Annotated in this window: 20 protein-coding genes; 9 read left to right on the top strand and 11 right to left on the bottom strand. The window is 72.2% G+C overall.

Annotated elements, in window-relative coordinates; all coding sequences use genetic code 11:
- Positions 1 to 152 precede the first annotated feature (152 nt).
- Entirely contained in the window at positions 153 to 356 is a 204-nt protein-coding gene (locus FLL47_RS29425; RefSeq protein ID WP_144124622.1) for a cold-shock protein, read from the top strand.
- Positions 357 to 425: 69 nt separating this feature from the next.
- Here FLL47_RS29425 and lon read toward each other — a convergent pair whose 3' ends face one another.
- The 3 genes from lon to thrS form a co-directional block, all read right to left on the bottom strand.
- Positions 426 to 2,783: an endopeptidase La gene (gene lon, locus FLL47_RS29420; protein ID WP_144124619.1), complete on the bottom strand. Its 2,358-nt coding sequence runs from the start codon at positions 2,781 to 2,783 to the stop codon at positions 426 to 428.
- A gap of 256 nt (positions 2,784 to 3,039) precedes the next feature.
- The gene (locus FLL47_RS29415; RefSeq protein WP_144124616.1) at positions 3,040 to 3,780 is read right to left on the bottom strand and encodes a hypothetical protein; all 741 of its coding nucleotides are present in this window, start codon (positions 3,778 to 3,780) and stop codon (positions 3,040 to 3,042) included.
- A 201-nt stretch (positions 3,781 to 3,981) separates the two neighbouring features.
- Positions 3,982 to 5,238 (bottom strand): threonine--tRNA ligase, encoded by a 1,257-nt coding sequence (gene thrS, locus FLL47_RS29410; RefSeq protein ID WP_144124613.1) that lies wholly within the window; start codon positions 5,236 to 5,238, stop codon positions 3,982 to 3,984.
- Between the two features lie 260 nt (positions 5,239 to 5,498).
- Here thrS and FLL47_RS29405 point away from each other — a divergent pair, with 260 nt between their 5' ends.
- Positions 5,499 to 5,885, top strand: a complete 387-nt coding sequence (locus FLL47_RS29405; RefSeq protein WP_144124610.1) for a DnaJ family domain-containing protein — start codon at positions 5,499 to 5,501, stop codon at positions 5,883 to 5,885.
- Between the two features lie 85 nt (positions 5,886 to 5,970).
- Here the strand turns inward: FLL47_RS29405 and FLL47_RS29400 are convergent, their stop codons facing one another.
- The 4 genes from FLL47_RS29400 to FLL47_RS29385 form a co-directional block, all read right to left on the bottom strand.
- Positions 5,971 to 7,536, bottom strand: coding sequence for an alpha/beta fold hydrolase (locus FLL47_RS29400; protein WP_144124607.1), 1,566 nt, complete (start codon positions 7,534 to 7,536; stop codon positions 5,971 to 5,973).
- Between the two features lie 52 nt (positions 7,537 to 7,588).
- The gene (locus tag FLL47_RS29395) at positions 7,589 to 8,863 is read right to left on the bottom strand and encodes an arginine deiminase (RefSeq protein ID WP_144124604.1); all 1,275 of its coding nucleotides are present in this window, start codon (positions 8,861 to 8,863) and stop codon (positions 7,589 to 7,591) included.
- A gap of 182 nt (positions 8,864 to 9,045) precedes the next feature.
- Positions 9,046 to 10,965, bottom strand: a complete 1,920-nt coding sequence (locus tag FLL47_RS29390) for a GH25 family lysozyme (protein ID WP_144124601.1) — start codon at positions 10,963 to 10,965, stop codon at positions 9,046 to 9,048.
- 8 nt (positions 10,966 to 10,973) lie between these two features.
- A complete protein-coding gene (locus FLL47_RS29385; protein ID WP_144124598.1) occupies positions 10,974 to 12,818 on the bottom strand; it encodes an NlpC/P60 family protein in 1,845 nt (614 codons plus the stop codon).
- A gap of 134 nt (positions 12,819 to 12,952) precedes the next feature.
- Between FLL47_RS29385 and FLL47_RS29380 the strand changes: the two genes are divergently transcribed.
- Entirely contained in the window at positions 12,953 to 13,279 is a 327-nt protein-coding gene (locus FLL47_RS29380; RefSeq protein WP_144124595.1) for a plasmid stabilization protein, read from the top strand.
- A gap of 38 nt (positions 13,280 to 13,317) precedes the next feature.
- On the opposite strand, the gene FLL47_RS29375 is transcribed toward FLL47_RS29380, so the two are convergent.
- Positions 13,318 to 13,542 carry a hypothetical protein gene (locus FLL47_RS29375; protein WP_144124592.1) on the bottom strand — a complete coding sequence of 75 codons (225 nt, stop codon included), beginning with the start codon at positions 13,540 to 13,542 and terminating at the stop codon, positions 13,318 to 13,320.
- A 137-nt stretch (positions 13,543 to 13,679) separates the two neighbouring features.
- On the opposite strand from FLL47_RS29375, the gene FLL47_RS29370 reads away from it, so the two are divergent.
- From FLL47_RS29370 to FLL47_RS29360, 3 genes are all read left to right on the top strand, one after another.
- Positions 13,680 to 14,009, top strand: coding sequence for a DUF2795 domain-containing protein (locus tag FLL47_RS29370; RefSeq protein ID WP_144124590.1), 330 nt, complete (start codon positions 13,680 to 13,682; stop codon positions 14,007 to 14,009).
- Between the two features lie 81 nt (positions 14,010 to 14,090).
- Positions 14,091 to 14,489 carry a hypothetical protein gene (locus tag FLL47_RS29365; protein ID WP_144124587.1) on the top strand — a complete coding sequence of 133 codons (399 nt, stop codon included), beginning with the start codon at positions 14,091 to 14,093 and terminating at the stop codon, positions 14,487 to 14,489.
- A 124-nt stretch (positions 14,490 to 14,613) separates the two neighbouring features.
- The gene (locus FLL47_RS29360) at positions 14,614 to 14,856 is read left to right on the top strand and encodes a hypothetical protein (RefSeq protein WP_144124584.1); all 243 of its coding nucleotides are present in this window, start codon (positions 14,614 to 14,616) and stop codon (positions 14,854 to 14,856) included.
- 72 nt (positions 14,857 to 14,928) lie between these two features.
- Here FLL47_RS29360 and FLL47_RS29355 read toward each other — a convergent pair whose 3' ends face one another.
- Positions 14,929 to 16,512 carry an HAD-IIIA family hydrolase gene (locus tag FLL47_RS29355; protein ID WP_246158809.1) on the bottom strand — a complete coding sequence of 528 codons (1,584 nt, stop codon included), beginning with the start codon at positions 16,510 to 16,512 and terminating at the stop codon, positions 14,929 to 14,931.
- Between the two features lie 305 nt (positions 16,513 to 16,817).
- Between FLL47_RS29355 and FLL47_RS29350 the strand changes: the two genes are divergently transcribed.
- Positions 16,818 to 17,045 (top strand): DUF6766 family protein, encoded by a 228-nt coding sequence (locus FLL47_RS29350; RefSeq protein ID WP_246158807.1) that lies wholly within the window; start codon positions 16,818 to 16,820, stop codon positions 17,043 to 17,045.
- Positions 17,046 to 17,080: 35 nt separating this feature from the next.
- Entirely contained in the window at positions 17,081 to 17,530 is a 450-nt protein-coding gene (locus FLL47_RS29345) for a CBS domain-containing protein (RefSeq protein ID WP_186315975.1), read from the top strand.
- A gap of 36 nt (positions 17,531 to 17,566) precedes the next feature.
- On the opposite strand, the gene FLL47_RS29340 is transcribed toward FLL47_RS29345, so the two are convergent.
- Together FLL47_RS29340 and FLL47_RS29335 are read right to left on the bottom strand one after the other, a co-directional pair.
- Positions 17,567 to 18,505, bottom strand: a complete 939-nt coding sequence (locus FLL47_RS29340; RefSeq protein ID WP_144124578.1) for a sensor histidine kinase — start codon at positions 18,503 to 18,505, stop codon at positions 17,567 to 17,569.
- Between the two features lie 244 nt (positions 18,506 to 18,749).
- Complete coding sequence (locus FLL47_RS29335) at positions 18,750 to 20,351, bottom strand: PP2C family protein-serine/threonine phosphatase (RefSeq protein WP_186315980.1); 1,602 nt, start codon at positions 20,349 to 20,351, stop codon at positions 18,750 to 18,752.
- 169 nt (positions 20,352 to 20,520) lie between these two features.
- On the opposite strand from FLL47_RS29335, the gene FLL47_RS29330 reads away from it, so the two are divergent.
- Positions 20,521 to 24,948, top strand: coding sequence for a HAMP domain-containing protein (locus tag FLL47_RS29330; protein ID WP_425457775.1), 4,428 nt, complete (start codon positions 20,521 to 20,523; stop codon positions 24,946 to 24,948).
- The last annotated feature ends 38 nt before the right edge of the window (positions 24,949 to 24,986 follow it).

Below are 24,986 nucleotides of genomic sequence, written 5' to 3'. Positions count from 1 at the left end.
CCGATGCGGCGCTCGATCGGTCGCAGAATCGCCCTGTTCGTCGGCAAAAGTCATCCTTCCCGTGCATGGCGCGCTAGGGTCAGCGGTTGTGGGGCAATGGCCGCACCGCGCAGTGCGGTGCGGGGCAGTCGACGGCCCCGTGAGAGGGATTCATGGCAACCGGCACCGTCAAGTGGTTCAACGCTGAGAAGGGCTTCGGCTTCATCGAGCAGGACGGCGGGGGTGCGGACGTATTCGTCCACTACTCCGCCATCTCCGGTGGCGGATACCGCGAGCTCCAGGAGGGCCAGCAGGTCGAGTTCGAGGTCACCCAGGGCCAGAAGGGCCCGCAGGCGGCCAACGTCCACCCGCTCTGATCAGTGCAGCAAAGGGCGTCCCCGTCACCGTACAGGTGACGGGGACGCCCTTCCCGTTCGCCCCCGAGGTCAGGCCCCGGCCAGGGCCGGTTCCGCCGGGGTGGCCGTGTCCGGCCGCGCCACGCCGTCGGCGGGCTCAACCGGCCGCAGGGCCAGCGCCAGCACGTCGGCGACATCGGACAGCACGTGGATCGTCAGACCCGCGCGCACGTCCGCCGGCACGTCGTCCAGGTCCGGCTCGTTGCGGGCCGGGATGATCACCTCGGTGAGGCCCGCCCGGTGCGCCGCCAGCAGCTTCTGCTTGACGCCGCCGATGGGCAGCACCCGTCCGTTCAGGGTCACCTCGCCGGTCATGCCGAACTCCGGCCGGACCGTTCGTCCGGATGCGAGCGACGCCAGGGCGGTGACCATGGTGATGCCGGCACTCGGGCCGTCCTTGGGCACCGCGCCCGCGGGCACGTGCAGGTGGATCCGCCGCCCGGCCAGCGCGTTGGGGTCCAGCCCCAGCTTGCGGCCGTGCGAGCGCAGGTAGGACAGCGCGATGTGCGCCGACTCCTTCATCACGTCACCGAGCTGGCCGGTCAGGGTCAGCCCCGGCTCGCCGTCCATCGAGGTCGCCTCGATGAACAGCACGTCGCCGCCGGCTCCGGTGACCGCGAGTCCGGTCGCGACACCCGGCGTGGCGGTGCGCTCGGCCGACTCCGGGGTGAACCGGGGGCGGCCCAGGAACTCCTTGAGGTTGCCGTTGTCCACCTGCACCTGCGTGCTGTCGTCCGCCTGCTTGACGGCGACCTTGCGCAGGATGCGGGCCAGGGCGCGCTCCAGCTGGCGTACGCCCGCCTCGCGGGTGTGCTCGGCGGCGATCGCGCCCAGCGCGCCGTCGCTGATGGACACCTCGTCGGCGGTCAGGCCGGCCCGGTCGAGCTGCCGCGGCAGCAGGTGGTCCCGGGCGATGGCGACCTTCTCCTGCTCGGTGTAGCCGTCCAGGGTGACCAGCTCCATCCGGTCCAGCAGCGGGCCGGGGATGGTCTCCACCACGTTCGCGGTGGCCAGGAACAGCACGTCGGACAGGTCGAGGTCGACCTCGAGGTAGTGGTCGCGGAAGGTGTGGTTCTGCGCGGGGTCGAGGACCTCGAGCAGGGCCGCGGCCGGGTCGCCGGCGTACCCCGCGGAGACCTTGTCGACCTCGTCCAGCAGCACCACCGGGTTCATCGAACCCGCCTCCCGCAGCGCCCGGACCAGGCGGCCGGGCAGCGCGCCGACATAGGTGCGCCGGTGGCCGCGGATCTCGGCCTCGTCCCGCACGCCGCCCAGCGACACCCGGACGAACTTGCGCCCGAGCGCCCGCGCGACGGACTCGCCGAGGCTGGTCTTGCCCACCCCGGGCGGACCGGCCAGGGCCAGCACTGCGCCGGAGCCGCGGCCGCCCACGACCTCCAGGTTGCGGGCCGCGCGGCGGTTGCGCACCGCCAGGTACTCCAGGATGCGCTCCTTGACGTCGTCGAGGCCCGCGTGGTCGGCGTCCAGCACCGCCCGCGCGGCGGCGAGGTCGGTGTTGTCGTCGGTGCGGACGTTCCACGGCATCTCCAGCACCGTGTCCAGCCAGGTGCGGATCCAGCTCGTCTCGGGTGAGGCGTCGCTGGCGCGCTCGAGCTTGCCGACCTCGCGCAGGGCCGCCTCGCGGACCTTCTCCGGCAGGTCTGCCGCCTCCACCCGGGACCGGTAGTCGGCCGAGCCCGCGGGCTCGTCCTCACCCAGCTCCTTGCGGATCGCGGCGAGCTGCTGGCGCAGCAGGAACTCGCGCTGGGACTTCTCCAGGCCCTCGCGCACCTCACTGTTGATCTTCTCGGAGACCTCCTGCTCGGCCGCGTGCGCACGCGCCCAGCCGACCAGCAGCTCCAGTCGCGCCGTCACGTCCGGCGAGCCGAGCAGCTCCACCTTCTGCGCCAGCGTCAGCCACGGGGCGTAGCCGGCCGAGTCGGCCAGCTCGCCCAGGTCGGTCATCCGCTCCACGGCGTCGACGACCTGCCACGCGCCGCGCTGCTGCAGCTCGGCGACGACCAGGGCCTTGTACTCGCGGGCCAGCTCCTTGGCACGGCCGGCCGGTTCCGGCTCGGTGACCAGGGTCGCCTCGACCCACAGCGCCGCGCCCGGACCCGGCACGCCCGAGCCGATGCGGGCACGGGTCACACCGCGCAGCACCGCGGCCCGCTCCCCGCTGGGGAGTCGGCCGACCTTCTCGATCACCGCGGTCACGCCGTACGTGCCGTACTCGCCGTCCAGGCGGGGCACGGCCAGCACGGTCTTGTCACCGGACGCCCGCGCCGCGTCGATCGCGGCCTGGGTGTCCGGCTGGAGCGCCACCGCCACCACGTTGCCGGGCAGCAGGACGGCGTCATCCAGGGGAAGAACGGGGAGTGTGGTCATCTTCGACACCTGCCATCCTGAACTTGAGTCTTACCCACTCAAGTCCAGGACGACCTTGGTTGTTCCCTCAACCAAACGGTGTGACCCACGCCACTCCCGCCCCACTCGTCCGGCCGCGCCGCATCCCGCCCGCACTAGATCATCCGACTTGCCGGGCAATCGTGCGTATCTTGAGGCGGCTTTCGCACAAGTGCCTGGCAAGTCGGATGATCGAGGGGCGCCTGAGGGCGTCAGTGGCGGCAACCGGGCCGGCGGGTCAGCAATTCCCGCGCGGGATGTACAGCGGGCGATCGGTGTCGTCGGAGCTTTGCGCGGGGGCGGCCGCCGCGCCGACGAGCGAGGCTTCCGCGTGGCTCGGTTCGGCGACGGGCGTGATCACGGCGGGTGCGTCGTTCGGCACGTGGGTCGCCGCGGGCACATCGGCCTGCGCCGGAACCGCGTGGATCTCGGGCCCGTCCAGGATCTCCGGTGCGGTGTGCGTCTCGGACACGGCGTCGATCCCGGATGCGGCGGTGCGGCCGCCGTCGGGCGTGGCGTCGACGGCCGCGGAGACCGCCATGATCGCGGCGAACGCGTCTGCGGCAGCCGGCTCGGCGGCGGTGGGGGAGCCGGCCACTGCGGTCGGCGCCGGCTTCGGGGCGAGCAGGCCGATGGCCAGGCCGGTGATCACGGGCATCACGGCGTACGAGGAGGCGACGTCGGTGAAGTAGACGTCGAGGCCGATGTTGAACGCGCCGCCCAGGTAGAGGCCCAGGTCACCGGCGGTGGTGACGGCGGCCCAGACGAGGCCGACCAGCACGCCCTCGGGGCCCGCGGCCTCCGGACGCCGGCGCAGGTAGCGGATGGCGAAGCCGAGCACCAGCGCGACCATCGCGGTCAGCTTGATCGACTCGTACAGGGCCTCGTGCTTGCCCTCGGCGGGCAGCAGGATCAGCGAGATGCCGACCATGCCGAGCCACACTCCCAGCCCGTACCCGAGCACGCGCGACGACCTCATGGGCGAATTCCTCCTTTGACGCGGGGTTGTCACCCTGCTAACCGTTGTGAGCGGTTCGAGGTCGCTGCCGAAGCCGAGCGGTGTCTGTCCCGCTGCGGACAACCCGGGAGTCGTGGCCACGACTCCCGGGTCGTCCTGGCACTGTTCGGCGTGCCGCGATGCAGGCGTCTCTTCCGGGGGAGCGCCGTCGATGCGGGCCGCCTACGCCACGAGCGAGAGCGAAGGCGCCGGTTCCGGTTCGCGCGCCGCCGCGACCGCGGCGCGGATGAGGGCCAAAGCTTGGGCGTACGGCATCGGCGGCAGTTGCCGACCGTCGCGCAGCCGCAGCGAGACCTCGCCGGAGTCCGCTTCGCGGGAGCCGATGACGGCCAGGTAGGGCACCCGGCGCTGGGACGCCTCGCGGATGCGCAGCCCCAATGACCCTTCGAGGCTCAGCGACGCCCGCAGACCGGCGCGCAGTGCCTGGTCGGCGAACTGCCGGGCCGCGGTGTCCTGGGCCTCGCCGACCGGGGCGACGGCCAGCTGCACGGGGGCGTACCAGACCGGGAACGCGCCCTGGTGCACCTCCAGCAGGTGGGCCATCAGCCGTTCCATGCTGCCGACGATGCTGCGGTGCACCATCACCGGCCGGGCCGGGCTGCCGTCACGGCCGGTGTACGACAGGTCGAAGCGCTCCGGCTGCGCGAAGTCCACCTGCACGGTGGCCAGGGTCGACTCCCGTCCGGCGAGATCGCGCACCTGGATGTCGATCTTCGGCCCGTAGAACGCGGCCTCGCCCGGCGCCTCCTCGAACGGCACCCCGGCCTGCACCAGAGCGTCGCGCAGCAGCGCCTCGGCGCGCACCCAGCCGGCGTCCGCGCCGAGGTAGCCCGCGCCGGGCCCGCGCAGCGACAGCCGGTAGCCGTCGGCGGCGAAGCCGAGCGCCGGGTGGATCCGCGCGCACATGGCGAGGACCAGCCCGACCTCCGCGCCGACCTGGTCGAGCGAGCAGAACACGTGCGCGTCGTTCAGCGAGATCGCCCGCACCCGGCCCAGCCCGCCGACGACGCCGGACCGTTCGGCGCGGTACATGCCGCCAAGCTCGGCGATGCGCACCGGCAGCTCGCGGTAGGAGCGGCCGCGGGAGCGGAACACCATCGCGTGGTGCGGGCACAGGCTCGGGCGCAGCATCAGCGCCTCGGGATCGTCGGCGGGTGCGTCAGGATCGTCGGACATCGCCGGGAACATGTCGTCGGCGAACTTCGCCAGGTGCCCGGACCTCTCGAACATCTGGCGTTTGGCCATCGGCGGCGAGTAGACGTGCTGGTATCCGGCGAGGCGTTCCTCCTCGCGGACGTAGGACTCGATGGCGTGACGGGCGGCGGCGCCGGCGGGCAGCCACAGCGGCAGCCCCGCGCCGATCATCGGGTCGGAGTGGTAGATCTCAAGCTCGCGGCCGAGGCGGCGGTGGTCCTTCACGGTGTGCTCCCTGGGATCGAGACGGCCGGGGCACACGTGGGGCGGATACGCGCCGGCCCCGGGGCGTGTGCCCCGGGGCCGACGGTCGACTGAAGTTCAGCAGGTCAACGCGTACGAGCGCCGGGACGTCCCGGCGTCGTCGTGCTGACCATGCGCTGATGCATGACGAGCACCATAGCGTGGCCGCCGCACCCTGGGGCAAGCGATATCGGTCACCGAGGTACCTTCGGATCGAGGAGTCGATCATCCGGGGGTGAGCGGTGGCGCACTGGTACGAGTCGAGCATCGACAAGCAGATCCGTGAGGCGCAGGAACGCGGCGAGTTCGACGACCTGCCCGGCGCGGGCAAGCCGCTGCCCGGGGCGGGGCAGGCGCTGCCGGACGACTGGTGGCTGCGCGACCTGGTCCAGCGCGAGAACCTGTCCGCGGCGATCCCGGCCACCCTGCTGCTGCGCCGAGACGTCGAGGACCTCCCCGACGCGCTCGCGAAGAAAAGCTCCGAGCAGGCGGTACGCGCGTACGTCGCGGAACTGAACGTCCGGATCGTGCGGGCGCACCGGGGCGAACTCGCCGGTCCCGCGGTCGCCCTGGCGCTGGTCGACGCCGACGACACAGTCCGCCAGTGGCGCTCCCGCCGCTCCCGCTGACGTCCGAAGGAAGGGCACCTTCACATCGCCATGAGTTGTGGCAGGTGCCCTTCCTGACGGCTCTGGCGGCGCGGCCGCCGACCGGCTAGCCGAAAGGTTGCTGATCGGGCTGGCAGACGGTGCCCTTCGGCGGCGTGACGAGATCGACGAGGTAGCGCTCGCGCGCCTGGTCGATGCACTTGCTGGGGACCTGGTAGCTCGGGTGGCCGTAGCCGTTCAGGGTGAGCAGCACGGCGTTGCCGAGCCGCTGCTGCGTGGCCTGGGCGTTGCGGTAGGGCGTGCCGGCGTCGTACCGGGCGCCGACCAGCAGGACCGGCGTCTCGGTAGGCGCGTTCCACGGCCCGGCGTAGCGGTCCGCGGCGTCGGCGGGCCAGTTCGCGGCGCACGGCGCCCACAGCCACCAGCCCAGCACGGAGCCCCACAGCTTGCCCGCCCCGGTGAAGCGGGCGATCTCCCGCGGCCATTGCGACACCGGGCTGCGGGCCGGGCCGTCCAGGCAGCTGATCGCCGCGGACGTGGTAGCCCCGGCGAAGCCCGCGGGGCTCTGCATCTGGCGGGCCGAGGTCAGCAGTGCCGAGGCGTCACCCGCGGCGGCGGCGTCGAGGTCGGCCGCGAACTGCGGCCAGGTCAGCGGCAGGCGGAGCGGGTTGAACGTGGCGATCTGCAGATCGCCGTAGCTGAGCGTGCCGGGCGGATCGGCGTGCGGGGCCGGGATCGGCGCGCGGCGAGCCATGGCGAACAGCGTCTCCACGCGTTCGGCGACCGGTACGCCGTGCCCGGCGAGCGCGCACCGGCCCGCGGCCGCCTCCTGGCAAAGCTTGAGAAACTGCGCGAACACCTCGTCGGCCGACGAGACGTTGTTGACGGTCCGGGTCTCGGCGCTGGTGGTGTAGTCGACGGCGTCGACGATGCCGTCGAGCATCATCGCCCGGGTCCGGCCCGGGAACAGGTTGAGGTACGTCTGGCCGATCATCGAGCCGTAGGACAGGCCGACGTAGGTGAGCTGCTCGTCGCCGACGAGTTCGCGCAGCGCGTCGAGGTCGCGGGCGGTGTCCGCGGTGGAGATGTGCGACAGCAGCTTGCCGCTCACCTCGCCGCACCGCCGGGCCAGCTCGGTGACCTTGGCCTGGTACGCCTCCGACTCGGCGGCGGTGGACGGGATCGTCACGCCCTGCCAGAACTTCGTCCCGTCCGCCTCGCTGGGGAAGCACACGACCGGGGAGCTGCCGTCGGTGCCGCGCGGATCCCAGCCCACCACGTCGAAGCGGCCACCGCCCCACCCGTCGAAGTCCTCCCCGCCGCCGCGCACCAGCTCGACGCCGCCCTGGCCGGGGCCGCCGGGGTTCATGAACATCGAACCGATGCGCTCCCGGGGCCGGCTGGCGAGGTGGCGGATCACCGCGAGCTCGATGCGCGGCCCGTCCGGTTCGGCCCAGTCCAGCGGCACCGGCACCTTGGCGCACTGGAACTTCTCGCCCAGGCCTTCGCAGGCGGTCCACGCGATGCCCGGCTGGGCGCGTCCGGGGCCGGGCGTCGGCGCGGTCGTCTGCTGGGTCGTCGCGCACGCTGCCGCCAGGCACAGCACGGCCACGGCCGAGGCCGCGCGGGCCCGCAGGCGGCAACGCCGTGCGGTGCCACCCTTCGCCATCATGGACCCCCGTTCGCCGATGACGTGTCCGCTGCCCGCTCCGGCCGCGCTGCCGTCAGGCGTCGCGCAGCAGCGGGCAGGTCATGCAGTGGCCACCGCCACGCCCCTTGCCGATCTCGAAGCCGTCGATCTCGACGACCTCGATGCCCGCCTCGCGGTACTTGCGGTTGCTGTAGACGTTCTTCGAGTACGCCACGACCACGCCCGGCGACAGCGCCACCACGTTGTTGGCGCAGTCCCACTGCTCGCGCTCCTGCTGGGCCTCGTCGCCGCCGGTGGTGACGACGCGCAGGTCCTTCTCGTGGGACAGCCCGATGGCGTGCGCGACCGCGCCGAGGAAGCTGTCCTCGGCGGTGACTTCGAGCGTGCCTGCCTTGTCGCCGGGGCGGATGCTGTACGCCGTGGTGCCGTCGACGACCTTCGGGTAGACGGTGACCGTGTCGCGGTCCAGGAAGGTGAACACCACGTCCAGGTGCATGAACTGGCGTTTGCGCTCCAGCTGCACCGCGATGATCCGGTCGGCTCCGCCGCGGGCGAACAGCCGCTGTGCCAGGATCTCCACCATCTGCGGGGTGGTGCGCTCGCTGATCCCGATCAGGACGGTGCGGTTGCCCACCGGCATCACGTCCCCGCCCTCGATCGACGAGCGCCCGAAGGACTGTATGTCGAACTCGTCGTGCTCGTCCTTGCCCGCGTCCGGGAACCAGAAGTTGATCTTCTCCTGCCGGAACATCGGGTGGAAGCGGTACACCGTGCCCAGATTCACGGTCTCCAGCTGGCGCGAGGGCCAGTACATCGGGTTCAGCGAGACGCCCTCGTAGATCCAGCACGAGGTGTCCCGGGTGAACAGGTGGTTGGGCAGCGGCGGCAGGATGAACGACGAGCCGACCGTGGTCGCCACGGCCAGCGAGCGGCCGGCGAGCCGGTCGTCGTCGGCGAACCGCATCAGCTCGGCCCGGGTCACCCCACCGGTCAGGTGCGTGGCGAGCGTCTTCGGGTCCATGTTGGCCAGCGCCTCGCGCACCGCGTCGACCATGGGCGGGCCCACCGTGTACGGGCTGACGGTGTGCCCGATGACCCACTCCCGCGCCGCGGGCGACGCCAGGGCCTCGGTGAGCAGGTCGTGCAGCAGGAACACCTCGATGTCGCGGGCCCGCAGTTCGGCGACGAACTGGTCGTGCTCCTGCTGCGCCCGCTCCACCCAGAGCACGTCGTCGAAGAGCAGCTCGCCCCGATTGGACGGGGTGAGCCGGCGCAGCGCCAGGTCGGGGCGGTGCACCAGCACCTTGCGCAGCCTGCCGACCTCCGAGTGGACTCCGAATCCGGTCATCGCGCGCTCCTTCGCCGCAGCCCTCCCGCCGCCCTCGCCGCTGCCCCGAATGCTACGTCCGATTCACCTTCTTCGCGCCGAATCGCCGCTTCGCGAACCCCCAACCGAAAGGAAGGGCACCTTCACAACGCTATGCGTTGTAGAAGGTGCCCTTCCCATCATCGCAAGGCTCGGGCCAGGGGTTATGGACGCGGGCCGGTGCGGGTAGCCGGATGGGCGTGGCTCGCCGAGGGGGTCGGCCGTGGCGTGGTGCCTCCGCCCACGACGGCGGCCCGACTAGGGGACGGGCTCGGGGCGGCCGCCGGAGTCCGGCTCGGGGACGGGCTCGGCGCCGCGGTCGGCGTGCGGCTCGGCGACGCCGACGGGCGGGCGCCGGCCGCGGCTGCGCCCGACGGCGAGGTGCTCGGCGACGGTGCGGCCGACGGTGCGGTGCTCGGCGCGCCCGGCGGCGCCGGGTTCGCGGCGGGCGCCGGGACCGCGGTCGACCCGGTGCTGCCGTACGTGAACGTGACCTCGGCCGTGGCGCCCCCGGCCAGGCTGTTGGTCAGCTGCCAGACCAGGCCGGCGTCACCCGAGGCGTCGATCGCGCCCGGCGTGAAGACCTTGTCGCCGTTCCAGTCGCCGACCAGCGGCACCGTGTACACCGCACCGAAGCCCACATGCACCTGGGTCGGCCCGGCCGCGGCGACGTTGCTCAGGTAGTAGTCGTGGCGCTCGCCGTCCATGTCGACGGTGCCGGGCGTGAAGGTGCGGTTGCCGTCCCAGTCGCCGACGATCGGCGTCTTGGCGGCGTCGCCGTACTCGAACTCGAGCTCGGTCAGCGGCTTGGCGAACGTGTTCGTGAGCTTCCACTCGTGCAGCTTGCCGCTGCTGTCCACCGCGCCCGGGGTGAACGTGCCGTTGCCGTCCCAGTCGCCGACCACCGGGATGTCCTCGATGTCACCGAAGCCGGTGTGGATGTCGGCGGGCCCGCTGCGGAAACCGTTGGCCAGGTAGAAGTCACGGCGCTTGCCCTCGGCGTCGACCGTGCCGGGCGTGTACGTGCCGTTGCCGTCCCAGTCGCCCACGATCGGCGCCTTCTCCGCGTCGCCGTACGTGAAGTCCAGCGCCGGGTCGGGGGTGCCGTCCAAAGTGTTGGACAGCCGCCAGCGCCAGGTCTCGCCCTCGGCGCTGACCAGGCCCGGGGTCATCGTGCCGTTGCCGTCCCAGTCGCCGACGACGGGGCGGGGCAGCGGTCCGGCCGGGTTCGCGGCGAGGCTCGCCAGGTCGGCCAGGTTGCCGTTGAAGACGTTCTGGTCGCCGGGCAGTTTGCCGTGGTTGGCGTACTGCCACAGCGTCCAGCGGTCCCACCCGGCGGGCAGCCCGCGCACCTTGTCGGTGTAGCTGGACACGAACAGGTAGTGGTCGCCGAAGTCGGCGTTGCGCCCGGTGCACGGGTTCCACCAGTTCGGGTTCGTGTAGATCATCGTGGCGCTGCCGGTGCGCTCACGGACCCGCTCGGTGAAGTCGCGGATGAAGCGGACCAGCTCGTTCTTGGACTTGCCCCAGCACGGACCGGGCGCGACGAGCTTGCCGCCCAGCTTGTACGGCCACTCGATGTCGAGCATGGGCGGCAGGCTGCGCCCGTCGTTGCGGTACTGCGCCCGGTCCAGGAAGAAGTCGGCCTGGGTGCGCCCGTTGGTCCTGTCCGGCCGGGCGAAGTGGTACGCCCCGAAGAGGATGCCGTTCTTCCTCGCCCCGCTGTAGTTGTCCTTGAACGAGGAGTCGACGTAGTGCACGCCCTCGGTCACCTTGGCGTACACGAACTTGGCGCCCTTGTCGGCGACCTTGTCCCAGTCGATGTTCCCCTGGTGGTGGGAAACGTCGATGCCGGTGACGGGGTACCCGCCCGGCGCGGCCGCCATCACCCGCGCCGCTGCGGGCGGCGCTGCCAGCTCCGACGGCGTGCCCGCGCCCGCCCAGCCGTCGGTGATCGGCCTGCCGTCGGGCCCGAGCGGATCCGGGGGCGGCGCGGCCCCGGCCGGCAGCGCGGTCAGGGACAGGACCAGCCCGGCCGCGGCGAGGACGACACGGCGGGCTCCGGCGGTGCGGTGACGGTTCACGGCTCTCCTCAGTGCAGAACGGTGGGCTGGTCCAGCGGTGGCACGCCGGGTGGCGGCGCGAAGTCGGCTGCCGCGCTCGCCGACGGATCGGGCGACGAGCCGGTCGGCGGCGTCCCGGCGTGCCCACCCGGAGCAGCGGAGGGCCCGGCCGGGGCAGGGGTCGGGGTGGCCGGTCCCGGCGTGCCGGCGGGGCTCGGCACCGGTCCGGTGGGCAGGGGCGGGCCGGGCGGGGACGTGGCGGGCCGGGATGCCGAGGGCAGGGCGACGCCAGGGGACGGGGTGCCGGGCACGGGCGCGGCCGGGGAGAGGCTCGCAGCGGGGCGGGGCCGGGGGAGCATGCTCGGCGGGGCCGACGGGCCAGGCGACGGGGACGGGCCCGGGGCCGCCGGTGCGCCGGCGTACGCGAAGACGGTCTCGGCGATCCCGCTGACCAGCGCGTTGGACAGCCGCCATTCGTGGCCCGCGGCGGGGTCGGCGACCCCCGGGGTGACGAAGCCGTCGCCGTCCCAGTCGCCGGTCACCGGCAGCTGCGCCACGTCCCCGAAGGACACCTCGGTATCGGTCGCCGGGTCGTCGAGGCTGTTGGTCAGCTCCCAGTCCCGGTGCTCGCCGTCGTGGTCGACGACGCCGGGGGTGCTCACCCGGTCGCCGTTCCAGTCGCCGACCACCGGCGCCTTGTCCACGTCACCGAACCCGACGTGCACGTCGTGGTCGCCGCCGGTCAGGCTGTTGGCGAGATACCAGTCACGCACGTCGCCCTCGGCGTCGACCACGCCCGGGGTGAACGTGCCGTTGCCGTCCCAGTCGCCGACCACCGGGGCCTTCTCCACGTCGCCGAACCCGACCCGCACGTCCGGCTCGCCGCCGCGCAGCGAGTTCGACAGGTACCAGTCGTGGTGGTCACCGGTCAGGTCGACGGTGCCGGGCGTCCACCGGCCGTCGCCGTCCCAGTCCCCGACGATCGGCTGCTTGCGTACGTCGCCGAAGAGGAAGTCGGCGTCGGTCGACGCGCCCCGCGGGTCGTCGGACAGCCGCCAGCGCCACGCGTCGCCCTCCGGCACGGCCGCCCCGGCGGTGACCCGGCCGTCGCCGTCCCAGTCACCGGCCACCGGATACCAGACGGCCTCGTTCTCGACCACGTTGCGGTAGCGGTAGGACTTGTACTTCTTCCTGCTGTAGCCCGAGTCCGACCAGGTGCGGTGCTTGACCGAGGGCGGCGTCTGCTCGTACATGACGAAGTCGCCGCCGGGCTCGCCGACCCAGCGCTCGAACAGCACCACGTGCGAGCCGTCCTTGGGCCGGGCCCTGTTGTGGTAGAGCAGCATGTCGCCGGGGCGCATCTCCTCGAAGTCGACGCGCTCGCCGACCTGGTGCAGGTCCCCGGTCCAGTGGTTGCGGCCGAGCTCCCAGGCCATCGAGACGTAGCCTGAGCAGTCGGTGCGCCACCCCTTGCGGAACTTCAGCTGGCTGTAGCCGACCTGCGCGTCAGCCCAGATCGCGGCGCGGGCGAGGATCTGCATGCGGGTGATCGGTTGGCCGAGGCCGCGCGAGGGTCCGGCCAGGCCGTCGGGCTGCAGCGGCAGGCCCTGCGCGTCGACGCCCTGCGGGCGCAGCACGTCCGGGTCGTCGGCGCCGTCGGGCACCGCCGCCGCGGGTGCGGCCAGCGCGAGCGCCGTGGCGACGGCCAGCAGGCCGACGGCGGCCCGGTGCAGTGGACCACGGCCGCGGTGCAGGGCGGGACGCGTCGGCGCGGCCCCGGCGCCGTGCGCCGCGCTCCGTTCCTGCTCGCGGTGCCGCAGGCACCGGTCGGTGAGGGCGCCCCCGCTCTCCTCGCATGATCCGCAATGCCGCATGCCGTGTTAACGGAGCGGTGCCGGATGGCGTTGCGCCTGGTCGGGCGCGCCGTGGCGCGATCTTCCGGGCGCGCCGGACGTTTCGGTCCGCGGGGTGGCGGGAATCCCTACAGCAGCTTGAAAGGAGATCGACGATGCCTCAGCAGGCCTGGAGCGACAAGCGTGAGCGCCAGTACAAGCACATCAAGGCCAGCGCGAAGGAACGCGGCAAGTCCGAGGACGTCGCGGAGGAGATCGCCGCGCGCACCGTGAACAAGGAACGGGCCCGCGCCGGTGAGGCCAAGCAGTCCAGCGCGCTGTCGAAGAAGGACATCTCCTCGGGCCGTCGCGGTGGGCTGCGCTCGCATCGCGGCGAGGGCGGCCGCACCCGCGACCAGCTCTACGAGGAGGCCAAGAAGAAGAACGTCAAGGGCCGCTCGACCATGACCAAAGCCGAACTCCAGCGCGCCGTCGACCACTGAGGGCGGACCCACCGCGGCGGTTCGGTGCGGGCGCCGGCTCAGGACGCGGGCGGTGTCATCACGGCATGCGTGTGCAGTGCGTCGAGGACCTCGTCCTGGGCGTACTCGCCCTCCGGCAGCGTGTCGATGGACAGCAGCACGTCCGAGGGCATGTCCTCGGCGACCGCTCGGCGGCGCAGCTCGGCGACGCTGAGCCGCTCCTCCCCGATGAACAGCGTGTCCAGCAGCGTCTCCAGCATCTCGCCGGAGGTGTCCTCGGCCATCGCCCCGCCTCCTCCCGTACGCGATCCGGCGGCAGTCCTACCCAGTGTCCGCCTGGTCGCACCTTCGCGAGGCGTATCCGCCGGGACAAATCGGGTGAAGACGTTTCAGTTCGTCGGTCTGCGGGAATCCGAGCCGTATGACGCACACACCGTATGGCAGCAGGCAAGCCATCGACCCCGTCGAGGACGACCTCGATGCGCGGTCCTGGGACACGCCCGGCCGCGACGGCGTCGTAGGCGACGACGAGCGTGACCCCGACCGCCGCGAGCTGCGCGCCAGCATCGGCCGGCACGTGTCGCTGGCGACGTTCCCCGCCACCGCCGAGCAGCTGCTCGACGTGTCGCGCCGTGGCGACGCGCCCGACGAGGTGCTCGACGAGCTGGGCACGCTGGAGGGCGGGCGCACCTTCGAGAACGCCCGGGAGCTGTGGCAGGCCCTCGGACTCGAGGTCGAGGAGCGCTTCTGAGGCGAGCCGGCGCGGCGGCGGCCGGGCACGCACGGTCCGGAACACCCGCGCGGAGGCGGCCCGGCATGGTGAGGTCATGACATGGCCGACGAGCACGGCACGGGGCTGGTGCCCGGGATCGACGATCCGGGGCCTATCGGCGCGGTGCGCGAGGGTATGCACGTCGTCGACAGCACCGGGGCCGAGCTGGGCACCGTGCAGGACGTCAAGATCGGCGACGGGGCCGCGGTCACCGCGCAGGGCCAGCGGATGAGCGAGTCGGTGAGCCTGTTCGGGCGGATCGCGCAGGAGGCCGCCGGTCCGGAGCCGGACGTCGAGCAGGAGCTCGCCGAGCTGTTGCTGCGCGAAGGCTACCTGAAGATCAAGAGCAGGGTGCCGCTGCGGCGCGGCCGTTATGCCGGGGCCGCCCAGATCGCCGGCGTGCGCGACGGGGTGGTGACTCTGAACGTGCCGGCCGACCACCTCGCCGCCGAGGTGTGAATCGGCCCTGAACGGGCCGCGGGACGGACCAGTCCCCGCGGACGGAGGTCGGCAGATGTGGGTGTGGAGGAGTGGTCGCTTCCGCGGCGGCGACTCCTTCAGACCTCGGAGGGAGTCGGTTCGGGTGGACAGGATCGCCGCGAAGTTCGTGCATGGCGCTGCCGAGATCACACGGGAGATCGAGGTGGACTCGGCCACCGATCCGCCGGAGACGTACTCGATCTGGCTGCCGACCGGGCTGGACGCCGGCCGGGACCGGTGGGCCGGGGACGACCCGTGGGAGGCCGTGTACGTGCGCGAAGCCAACCCGGCCGGGGAACCGGCCTGGATCTACCGCTTCCGCGCGCTGGTCGACCCGGAGGAGTGACCCGCGCGAGCGTCCTTCGGCCGCGGGCCACGGCGCCTGCGCGTCGCGCCGTCTCGGGCCGTCGCAGATCGCTCACGGCCTGGTCCGAGCCAGCAGCTCCACGGCGGCGACGACCTCGGCGGGGTCGATCTCACCGAGGCAGGGGTGGCCGGGCTGGGCGCAGGTGAGCGCGCGGGTGTCGCGGCAGGGCGCGTCGGGGTCGCCGAGCCGTACGTGCGGGACGCCGTGCGGGCCCCATCGGGCGAACGGCACCGTCGGAGCGAACATGCTCACCACGGGGGTGCCGACCGCCGCGGCCAGGTGTGCCGGGCCGGTGTTGCCCACGACCAGGCAGGCAGAGCCGGCCAGTAGGCGGCCCAGCGCGGCGAGGTCCGTCTGCCCGCCGAGGTTGCCCGCCACGTCGCCGGCCACCTCGGCGGTCAGTTCGGTCTCGTCGGGTCCCCCGGTGACCAGCACCTCCCGGCCGGAGAGCGCCAGCTCCCGTACGATCTCCACGGCGATCTTGCGGGGTAGCCCGCGGGCCGAGGCACCGGCGCCGGGGTGGACGACGACGCGGCCGGTACGCGCTCCCGTCGCCGGCAGCACGGTGCGCAGCCGCCCGTCGTCACCGGGGGGCAGGCCGTAGCCGGCCGCGGCCGCCAGCGACAGCGCGCGCTGCGCCTCGGGCAGGTCGTCGGGCACGTGGTGGCGTACGTCGAGCAGGGCCCCGGGATAGTCCTCGCAGACGGCGCTGATCCGGCCGACCCCGGCCAGCCGCAGCAGCAGCGCGGTGGGCAGCGGCGACTGGGCCGCCGAGGTGAAGATGACGGCCTCGTCGATCTGCCAGCAGCGCACCGTGTCGATGAGCCCGTCCACGGCCGACCGGTCGACCGGCGCCGGGTCGCGTTCGGCCCACGGGGTGCGCCATTCCAGGACCCGGGTCACGCCGGGCAGCAGCCGTCCTGCGGGCACCCCCAGCGGCCCGGTGAGCAGGGTTACCGAGTGTGCCCGCGCGGCCAGCGCCCGCAGTGCCGGTCCGGCGAGCAGCACGTCTCCGGCCGAGCCGGCGCGCACCGCGAGCACGTTGCCGGGCTCGTCGGCTCCCGCCGGGCCGGGGCGCAGCAGCTGCCGGCGGGCGAGGATCCACTCGGCGGCGGTGAGCAGGCTCGAAACGCGGTACGGAGCCGCGGCGGTCTCGGCCACGCAGGTCTGCCCGGTCGGCACCAGCAGCCCGGTCGCCCCGGCCGCTGCCGCGGCCTGCAGGTCCGTGCCGAGGTCGCCGACCATCACGCAGCGGTGCGGGCCGATCCCGAGCGCACGGGCTGCGGCGGTGATCAGGCCGGGCGAGGGTTTGCGGCAGGCGCACCCGTCGGCGGGGGTGTGCCAGCAGGTCTGCCACGTGTCGAAGGGGCCGAGCAGCTGCTCGATGCGGGCGTCGACCATCTCGGCCTGCGCGCGGGTGACGAACCCGAAGCCGACGGCGGACTGGTGCGACACGACGCCGATCCGCAGCCCGGCGTCCCGCAGCAGGTCCAGGGCGGCGCGTACGCCGGGCATCGGCACGACCAGATCCGGGTCGCTGAGCCGGGGCACATCGCGGATCAAAGTGTTGTCGCGGTCGAACAGCACCGCGTCGAACAGGCCGGTGGGGCTGCTGTCGATCTCAGCTCTGCGCACTCGCCCGGCTTACCCTGTCTTGCTTGACCCAAACGTCCCACAGAGTGGTTTCCGTCATGAATGCCGCAAGCATCCTTTTCCTGACCGAGGTATTGGTCTAGCAGCCTAGGAAGGTCTAGGCATGGTGATCGGGCCGTCACCGCCTACGCGAACCGGGCGTTTGTGGGGCATGGCGCGGGGAACGGGGCAGTGGTGACATCGGAATCGCCGCGGCCGCGGCGGCTGCTGCGCGACCATGCGCTGTCGGTGGCGATGTTCGGCGCATTCGCCGTGTTCATCGTGCTGCAGAGCCTGTTCGCTGGCAGGTGCGCAACGAGGAGCTGGCCGACTACGGCGTGACCGCCGACTCCTATTGGCACTACCTGCGCACCGGGCACTTCGCGGAGGCGGTGTTCGAGAACTGGGAGTCGGAGTTCCTGCAGAGCGAATTCCTGGCCGTCGGCGCGCTCATCGTGCTGAGCATCTTCCTGCGGCAGCACGGTTCGCCCGAGTCGAAGCCGGTGACCGCGCCGCACGGGCAGACCGGCGAATGAGCACGGCGCGGTCCGCGCACGACGACACTGGGAGCGTGGGGGAGCAGATGATCGGACGAACGATCCGCGACGTCATGACCGGCCGGCCGGTGCGCGTCGACGCCGGCACGACGCTGACCGAGGCGGCTCGGCTGATGCGAGACCATGGCATCGGCGACGTCCTGGTGACCGACGGCGAACGCCTGATCGGCATCGTGACCAGCGGGGACATCGTGCGGGTGGTCGCCGCGGAGCGCGACCCCGGCACCGTCGTCGCCGGCGAGCTGACGAACCGGGAGCTGGTGACCGTGCACGCGGACGACGACACCGGGGAGGCCGCCCGGATCATGAAGGAGCGCTCGCTGCGCCGCCTGCCCGTCTGCGAGAGCGACCGCGTCATCGGTGTGATCACGTGGAACGACCTGACCCGCGGCCAGCGACCCCAGCCGCCCGACTCGGACGAGGGTGCCCCCGGGGTGGGCTGGTCCACCCGGCCGGACGGCTGAACCGGGTTGCACCGGGGCGCGGCCCGCGCGGCCGAGTCAGGCGTTGAGGCCGAGGCGGACCGTGCAGCCGTCGGCCGCCGCGTCCACGGTGAGGTCGTCGCTCATCTGACGGGCCAGCCACAGTCCCATGCCGCCGGCGCCCACCGCCCGGTCCGTGGGCACATAACCGCTGTACGGGCTGAAGCAGTGACCGCCATCGGACACCGAGCACAGCGCCCGCTCGCCGTCAGACCACAGACGCACCCGCACCGGGGGCGCCCCGTGCAGGATCGCGTTGGTGGCGACCTCGCTGACGGCCAGCACGAACCCCTGCACGGCGTACGCGGACACGCCGTCACGGAGCAGTATCTCCTCGACGGCGGCCCGTAGCGCGGCCAGGTCGTGCGGGCCGGCGACGTCCAGCCTGGGTGGGCCGTTCTCCAGCGGGTCACGCCAGCGCATGCGGGCGTCGCCCAGCAGGGTCACCGGATCGGTGTAACCGGCGCTGGGCACCCGCCCGCCGTCGGCGAGCAGATGGGAGTGGCTGCTCTCGCCGGCGCGGAGGATCTCCGCGGGGACCCGCCGACGGTCGTAGAGGCAGAGGTTCCAGATCGGGTAGCGGGCGAGGACCTGGCCGAGCGCGGCGTCGAAGCGGGCCCACTCCCACTGCCCGCTCGGGCGCGATCCGAAGTCGATCTCGGTCACCACACGAACCCGGTTGCTGCCCCGCTGCTGCTCGCGTTCCACGAGGTCGCGGTATGCGGTCAGGGCTGCCACGGTGCCGCCGTACACGTCCTCGCGGGGCAGTTCGACGACCTGGTGGTAGCCCAGCGCGTCGCGCAGGCGGGCGGCGTTGTCGGGGCGACAGATCAGCACGACGCTGTCGCCGGCCGCCGCGCCCTCCCGCAGGAACGGGACCACCGCGTCGAGCAGCTGGTCGTCGTCGTGATACTGCAGGGCGTCGTGGCGGCTGGGTGTCTGGTGGGGGAGGCTCATGTGCCCGCCTCCGTCGCCAAGCGGTGCGGCTCGCGGACGGGGGACGGCACCGTGCGGCGAGCGCCGTCGGGGTGTGCTGCGAGCGCCGTTGCGTCCACCGTGGTCCTTCCCGAGCCCGTGCCGGACTCGTCGCCTTGCTCCGCAAAGTCGGATATCAAATGCTATTCCGCCGCGGTGGCGGTGCCGGCGCCCGCCACCGGTCGTGCCGCAGCGGGGTGCGGGGAACTGCCGCCCCGTTGCGGTGTCACCGCTCGGCGTCGTTGCGTACCGCCACGATGGCCATGTCGTCGCGGGGCGGGTCGACGGAGAAGTCGACCGCTGCGGTGCGCAGCCGGGCCGCGATCACGTCGGCCGGGTGGCCGGCCAGGTACGTCAGCCGCCGCGCCAGGCGTTGGGTGCCGAAGAACTCCTGGCTGTTGCGGCGTTCGGTGACGCCGTCGGTGAAGAACACGAGGGTCTCGCCGGGGTGCAGCACGAGCTTTGCGGGCGGGCAGGTGACCGGGGAGACGAGGCCGAGCGCGGTGCCCCAGCGGCCGGCGGAGGAGACGCGGCCGTCGGCGTGCAGCACCAGCGGCCGGTCGTGGCCGGCCAGGTGCAGGGAGACCTCGACGTCGGAGCCGCGGCTGCGGGTGTCGAAGGCGGCCAGGGCGAGGGTGCAGTATCGCTCGGAGCGTTCGCTGAGGGTGTCGTTGAGGGTGGCGAGCACCGACTGCAATGGCCGGCCGTCCTTGACGAGCACTCGGATGACCTCGCGGATCAACCCGGTGACCGCGGCGGCGTGTACGCCCTTGCCGGACACGTCGCCGACCATCACCAGCCAGCGGCCGTCGGGCATGGGCATGATGTCGTACAGGTCGCCGCCGACTTCGACGCCGCGGCCCGCGGGCACGTATTCGGCGCCGATGCCCAGGCCGGGGATCGTCGGCAGTTTCGCGGGCAGCAGTGCCTGCTGGAGGGTGTGCGAGACGGTCTGGCGTTCCTCGTGGATGCGGGCGTTGTCCATGGCCAGGGCGCAGCGGCGGGCGACTTCCTCGGCGACGGGGATCTCGTCGGGGTCACGGGGGGAGTCGGTGTCGCGGCCGATGCTGAGCACGCCGAGCCATTCGCCGCGGGCGAACAGGGGCACGGCGATTCCGGACAGGGAGGTGGGCAGGGGAACGTTCTTCCCGGCCAGGAGTGCGTCTGCGACGGGCGGCGCGAGCAGCGACCGGGTGAGGTCGTCGCTGACGGCGTCGAGCCAGGGGCTGAGCGCCTCGTCGGCGTGGGCGGCGCTGGCGGGTTCGAGGCGGCGGCCCGGGGTGGCGCGGTGCAGCGTGCACCAGGTGCCGAGCCGGGGCACGACGAGCCGGGGGATCAGCGCCAGGGTGAGGGTGAGGTCGAGGGACTGTGCGAGCAGTTCGCTGACTTCGGCGAGGAACGCCAGGGAGGTCTGCCGGCGGCGGTCGCTGTCTCGTAGCCGCTGGTGTTCGAGGGCCATGCCGAGCCGTTGCGCGGCCAGGTGGGTGAGGGTGCGGGCCTGCAGGGTGTCGGTGGCGTCCAGCCGTAGTTCGGCCGACCAGGGCAGGCTGACGGGCACGGTGATCCGGCGGGTGGTCGAGGCGGGGTGCAGCCGCTTGCCGTGGGCGGCCACGACTTGCGAGCCGTCGCCGTCGCCGCGGTCGAGCCAGACGGCGCTGCCGGTGCCGTCGGTGTGCGCGGCGAGGGTGCGCAGCAGGTCGCCGGCGAATCCGTGCACGGTGCCCGTCTCGTCGGCGGTGGTGGCCACGTCGAGCAGGGCGTCTACGGCGGCCAGCGCTCCGGCGGCGTCGTGGGGGGAGGGCTCCAGGTCCGGAGCGCGGTTCGGCACCCTAGTAGTGTCCGCCGTTCGGCGTCGGGTTTCCACTGCGGGCCTGTTGCCGCGTGCCGCTGGCTCGCTTCCGGGGTCGGTACGGACGATGATGAAGCGTGCGCCGCGACGGTGTGGCGCGGCGATGGGCCATGAGGCGCGAGTCGGCCATCGAGGGGAGTGGGTCCTGGTGACGGCGAATCGGACGACGGCGAATCGGACGACGGCACAGCGCGAGCGGGCGGACGACGCCGACGCGCGGTGGCAGGAGGTCGCGGCGGCGTTGCGGGCGGTGCGCAACGGTGACTTCAAGGTGCGTCTGTCCCGTGGTTCCGGCATCGTCGGTGAGGTCGCGGACGCCTTCAACGAGGTCGTGATGATGCAGGAGCAGCGCAACCGCGAGTTCCTGCGCATCTCCCGGGTGGTCGGCCGGGAGGGCCGGGTCACCGAGCGCCTGGACGAGGAGGCGTACGAGGGGGCCTGGGCCGACGGTGTGCGTGCGGTCAACAGCCTGATGGACGACCTGGGCCGGCCCACTGCCGAGATCGCCCGCGTGATCGTGGCCGTGGCCGAGGGCGACCTGAGCCAGCACATGACGCTCGACATCGACGGGCGGCCGCTGCGTGGCGAGTTCCTCACCATCGGCCGGACCGTGAACCGGATGGTCGACCAGCTGTCCTCGTTCGCCGACGAGGTGACCCGGGTGGCGCGCGAGGTCGGCACCGAGGGCAAGCTGGGCGGCCAGGCCGACGTGCGCGGCGTGTCGGGCACGTGGCGGGACCTGACGGACAACGTGAACTTCATGGCGTCGAACCTGACCGCGCAGGTGCGGTCGATCTCGCAGGTGACCACGGCCATCGCGCAGGGCGACCTGTCGCAGAAGATCGCCATCTCGGCGCAGGGCGAGGTGGCGGACCTGGCCGACACGATCAACTCGCTGACCGACACGCTGCGGGTGTTCGCCGAGCAGGTGACCCGGGTGGCGCGGGAGGTCGGCACCGAGGGCAAGCTCGGGGGCCAGGCCGAGGTGCCGAACGTGGCGGGCACCTGGAAGGACCTCACCGACGCGGTGAACTACATGGCGTCGAACCTGACGGCGCAGGTCCGCAACATCGCGCAGGTCGCGACGGCGGTGGCGCGGGGCGACCTGTCGCAGAAGATCGCGGTGGCGGCGCAGGGCGAGATCCTGGAGCTCAAGGACGTCGTCAACACGATGGTGGACCAGCTGTCCTCGTTCGCCGACGAGGTGACGCGTGTGGCGCGTGAGGTGGGTTCGGAGGGCAAGCTCGGCGGTCAGGCGCAGGTGGCCGGGGTGTCGGGCACCTGGCGGGACCTGACCGAGAACGTGAACCAGCTGGCGGGCAATCTGACCGCGCAGGTCCGCAACATCGCCCAGGTCACCACGGCCGTGGCGCGGGGCGACCTGTCGCAGAAGATCACCGTCGATGCGCGGGGCGAGATCCTGGAGCTGAAGAGCACCGTCAACACGATGGTGGACCAGCTGTCCTCGTTCGCCGACGAGGTGACGCGTGTGGCGCGTGAGGTGGGTTCGGAGGGCAAGCTCGGCGGTCAGGCGCAGGTGGCCGGGGTGTCGGGCACCTGGCGGGACCTGACCGAGAACGTGAACCAGCTGGCGGGCAATCTGACCGCGCAGGTCCGCAACATCGCCCAGGTCACCACGGCCGTGGCGCGGGGCGACCTGTCGCAGAAGATCACCGTCGATGCGCGGGGCGAGATCCTGGAGCTGAAGAGCACCGTCAACACGATGGTGGACCAGCTGTCCTCGTTCGCCGACGAGGTGACGCGTGTGGCGCGTGAGGTGGGTTCGGAGGGCAAGCTCGGCGGCCAGGCGCAGGTACGCGGCGTGTCGGGCACCTGGCGGGACCTGACCGACAACGTCAACGTCATGGCGTCGAACCTGACGGCGCAGGTCCGCAACATCGCGCAGGTCGCGACGGCGGTGGCGCGGGGCGACCTGTCGCAGAAGATCGCGGTGGCGGCGCAGGGCGAGATCCTGGAGCTCAAGGACGTCGTCAACACGATGGTCGACCAGCTGTCCGCGTTCGCCGACGAGGTGACGCGCGTGGCGCGTGAGGTGGGTTCGGAGGGCAAGCTCGGCGGCCAGGCCCAGGTGCCCGCGGTCGCCGGCACGTGGCGCGACCTGACCGACAACGTGAACTTCATGGCGTCGAACCTGACCGGCCAGGTCCGCAACATCGCTCAGGTCACCACGGCCGTGGCCAAGGGCGACCTGTCGCAGAAGATCACCGTCGACGCGCACGGCGAGATCCTGGAGCTGAAGAACACCGTCAACACGATGGTCGACCAGCTGTCCTCGTTCGCCGACGAGGTGACGCGTGTGGCGCGTGAGGTGGGTTCGGAGGGCAAGCTCGGCGGCCAGGCGCAGGTGCGCGGCGTGTCGGGCACCTGGCGGCACCTGACCGAGAACGTCAACCAGCTCGCCTCGACGCTGACCACGCAGCTGCGGGCCATCGCCCAGGTGTCGACCGCGGTGACCCGCGGCGACATGACCCAGCGCATCTCGGTCGAGGCGCAGGGCGAGGTCGCCGAGCTGAAGGACAACATCAACCAGATGATCGTCACCCTGCGCGACACCACGAAGAAGAACGCCGAGCAGGGCTGGCTGGACTCCAACCTGGCCCGCGCCGGCGAGCTGCTGCAGGGCCAGCGGGACCTGGAGCAGGTCTCCCGCATGATCATGTCGGATGTGACGCCGCTGATCGAGGCGCAGATCGGCGCGTTCTTCCTGTCCGAGCCCGACGGCGAGGACATCCGGCTGCAGCTGACGGCGGCCTACGGCTATGCCGGCGGCGGCACCGCGGCGAACTATGCCGCCGGTGAGGGGCTGGTCGGACAGGCCGCCGTGGACCGGCGCACCATCCGGGTCGGGTCGGGCCGCACGAAGATGACGGTTCGGTCGGGTATCGCCGACACGAAGGTGTCCGACCTGATCCTGGTGCCGATCGTGTTCGAGGGCGAGGCGCTGGGCGTCATCGAGTTCGGCAGCGTCACCCCGTTCTCGGAACTGCACCTGGACTTCCTGGACCGGCTCGCGGGCACGCTGGGCATCGCGCTGAACACGATCCTGGCCAACCGCCGCACCGAGGAGCTGCTGGCCCAGTCGCAGCGACTGGCGCAGGAGCTGCGCGACCGCTCCGTGGAGCTGCAGCGCACCAACAACGAGCTGGAGGAGAAGGCCGCCCAGCTGTCGGAGCAGAACCGCAACATCGAGATCAAGAACCGGGAGATCGAGCTGGCGCGCCTCGGCCTGGAGGACAAGGCCCGGCAGCTGTCGGCGGCTTCGCAGTACAAGTCGGAGTTCCTGGCCAACATGAGCCACGAGCTGCGTACGCCACTGAACTCGCTGCTGCTGCTGTCGCGGCTGCTGGCCGACAACCCGGAGGCCAACCTCACCCCGAAGCAGATCGACTTCGCGCGCACGATCCACAGCGCCGGTTCGGACCTGCTCGCGCTGATCGACGACATCCTGGACCTGTCGAAGATCGAGGCCGGGCGGATGGACGTCGAGCCGGGCGAGGTCCGCTTCCAGGACATCTGCGACTACGTGGAGCAGGCGTTCCGGCCGCAGGCCGAGGAGAAGCGCCTGGAACTGCAGCTGACCCTGTCCGGGCAGCTGCCCGCCGGCATGATCACCGATGCGCAGCGGCTCCAGCAGATCCTGCGCAACCTGCTGTCGAACGCGGTCAAGTTCACCGACTCGGGCACGGTGCACCTGGAGATCGGGCCCGCGCCGGCGGACCTGGTGTTCGAGGAGCCGTCGCTGAGCCAGTCCGGCGAGGTGGTGATGTTCGCGGTGCACGACACCGGCATCGGCATCTCGGCCAGCAAACTGGCGCTGATCTTCGACGAGTTCCAGCAGGCCGACGGGACGACCAGCCGCAAGTACGGCGGCACCGGCCTCGGCCTGTCGATCAGCCGGGAGCTGGCGCGCCTGCTCGGCGGCACCATCACCGTCACCTCCGCCCCGGGGCAGGGCTCGACCTTCACCCTGTACCTGCCGGGCATGCTCACCGGCCCCACCACCGCGCCGACGCTGCCGCTGCTGCCGGCGCTGACCGGGGTGGGCGCGCCCGCCGGGGCCGTGCCGGTCAGCCCGGCGGCGCAGGCGCAGTACGCGACGCCGATGTCGCGGCCCATCATCGGCCGGGCCGCGACCGACACGCTGGGCGACGAGGTGTCGTCCACCCTGGACGGGGCACGGGTGCTCATCGTCGACGACGACGTCCGTAACGTCTTCGCCCTGGCCAGCGCTTTGGAGCACCACGGCATGCAGGTCCTGTACGCCGACAACGGCAACGACGGCATCCAGTTGCTGGCCGAGCACCCGGACATCGACATCGTGCTGATGGACGCGATGATGCCCGAACAGGACGGCTACGAGACCACGCGGATCATCCGGCGTAACCCGCACCTGACGACGTTGCCGGTGGTGTTCCTGACCGCCAAGGCGATGCCGGGTGACCGCGAGGCCGCGCTCGGGGCGGGCGCCAGCGACTACATCACCAAGCCGGTAGACCTCGACGAGCTGCTGCGCCTGATGGCGCGTTGGATCGGCCGGCAGGAGCAGGGTGCATGAGCGCGCTTGGTGGGTATGCCGCCGACGGGCGCAGCGAG

It is taken from the genome of Catellatospora sichuanensis (assembly GCF_007483665.1).
GTDB lineage: Bacteria > Actinomycetota > Actinomycetes > Mycobacteriales > Micromonosporaceae > Catellatospora > Catellatospora sichuanensis.
Note: the sequence above shows the minus strand (reverse complement) of the source record. Positions and strands in the feature narration are given on the sequence as shown.

Excerpts from the sequence above, each read along its gene's own strand:
- FLL47_RS29425 (WP_144124622.1), top strand. The coding sequence starts at position 153 with ATGGCAACCGGCACCGTCAAGTGGTTCAACGCTGAGAAGGGCTTCGGC.
- lon (WP_144124619.1), bottom strand. The coding sequence starts at position 2,783 with ATGACCACACTCCCCGTTCTTCCCCTGGATGACGCCGTCCTGCTGCCC.
- FLL47_RS29415 (WP_144124616.1), bottom strand. The coding sequence starts at position 3,780 with ATGAGGTCGTCGCGCGTGCTCGGGTACGGGCTGGGAGTGTGGCTCGGC.
- FLL47_RS29400 (WP_144124607.1), bottom strand. The coding sequence starts at position 7,536 with ATGATGGCGAAGGGTGGCACCGCACGGCGTTGCCGCCTGCGGGCCCGC.
- FLL47_RS29395 (WP_144124604.1), bottom strand. The coding sequence starts at position 8,863 with ATGACCGGATTCGGAGTCCACTCGGAGGTCGGCAGGCTGCGCAAGGTG.
- FLL47_RS29385 (WP_144124598.1), bottom strand. The coding sequence starts at position 12,818 with ATGCGGCATTGCGGATCATGCGAGGAGAGCGGGGGCGCCCTCACCGAC.
- FLL47_RS29380 (WP_144124595.1), top strand. The coding sequence starts at position 12,953 with ATGCCTCAGCAGGCCTGGAGCGACAAGCGTGAGCGCCAGTACAAGCAC.
- FLL47_RS29375 (WP_144124592.1), bottom strand. The coding sequence starts at position 13,542 with ATGGCCGAGGACACCTCCGGCGAGATGCTGGAGACGCTGCTGGACACG.
- FLL47_RS29370 (WP_144124590.1), top strand. The coding sequence starts at position 13,680 with ATGACGCACACACCGTATGGCAGCAGGCAAGCCATCGACCCCGTCGAG.
- FLL47_RS29365 (WP_144124587.1), top strand. The coding sequence starts at position 14,091 with ATGGCCGACGAGCACGGCACGGGGCTGGTGCCCGGGATCGACGATCCG.
- FLL47_RS29340 (WP_144124578.1), bottom strand. The coding sequence starts at position 18,505 with ATGAGCCTCCCCCACCAGACACCCAGCCGCCACGACGCCCTGCAGTAT.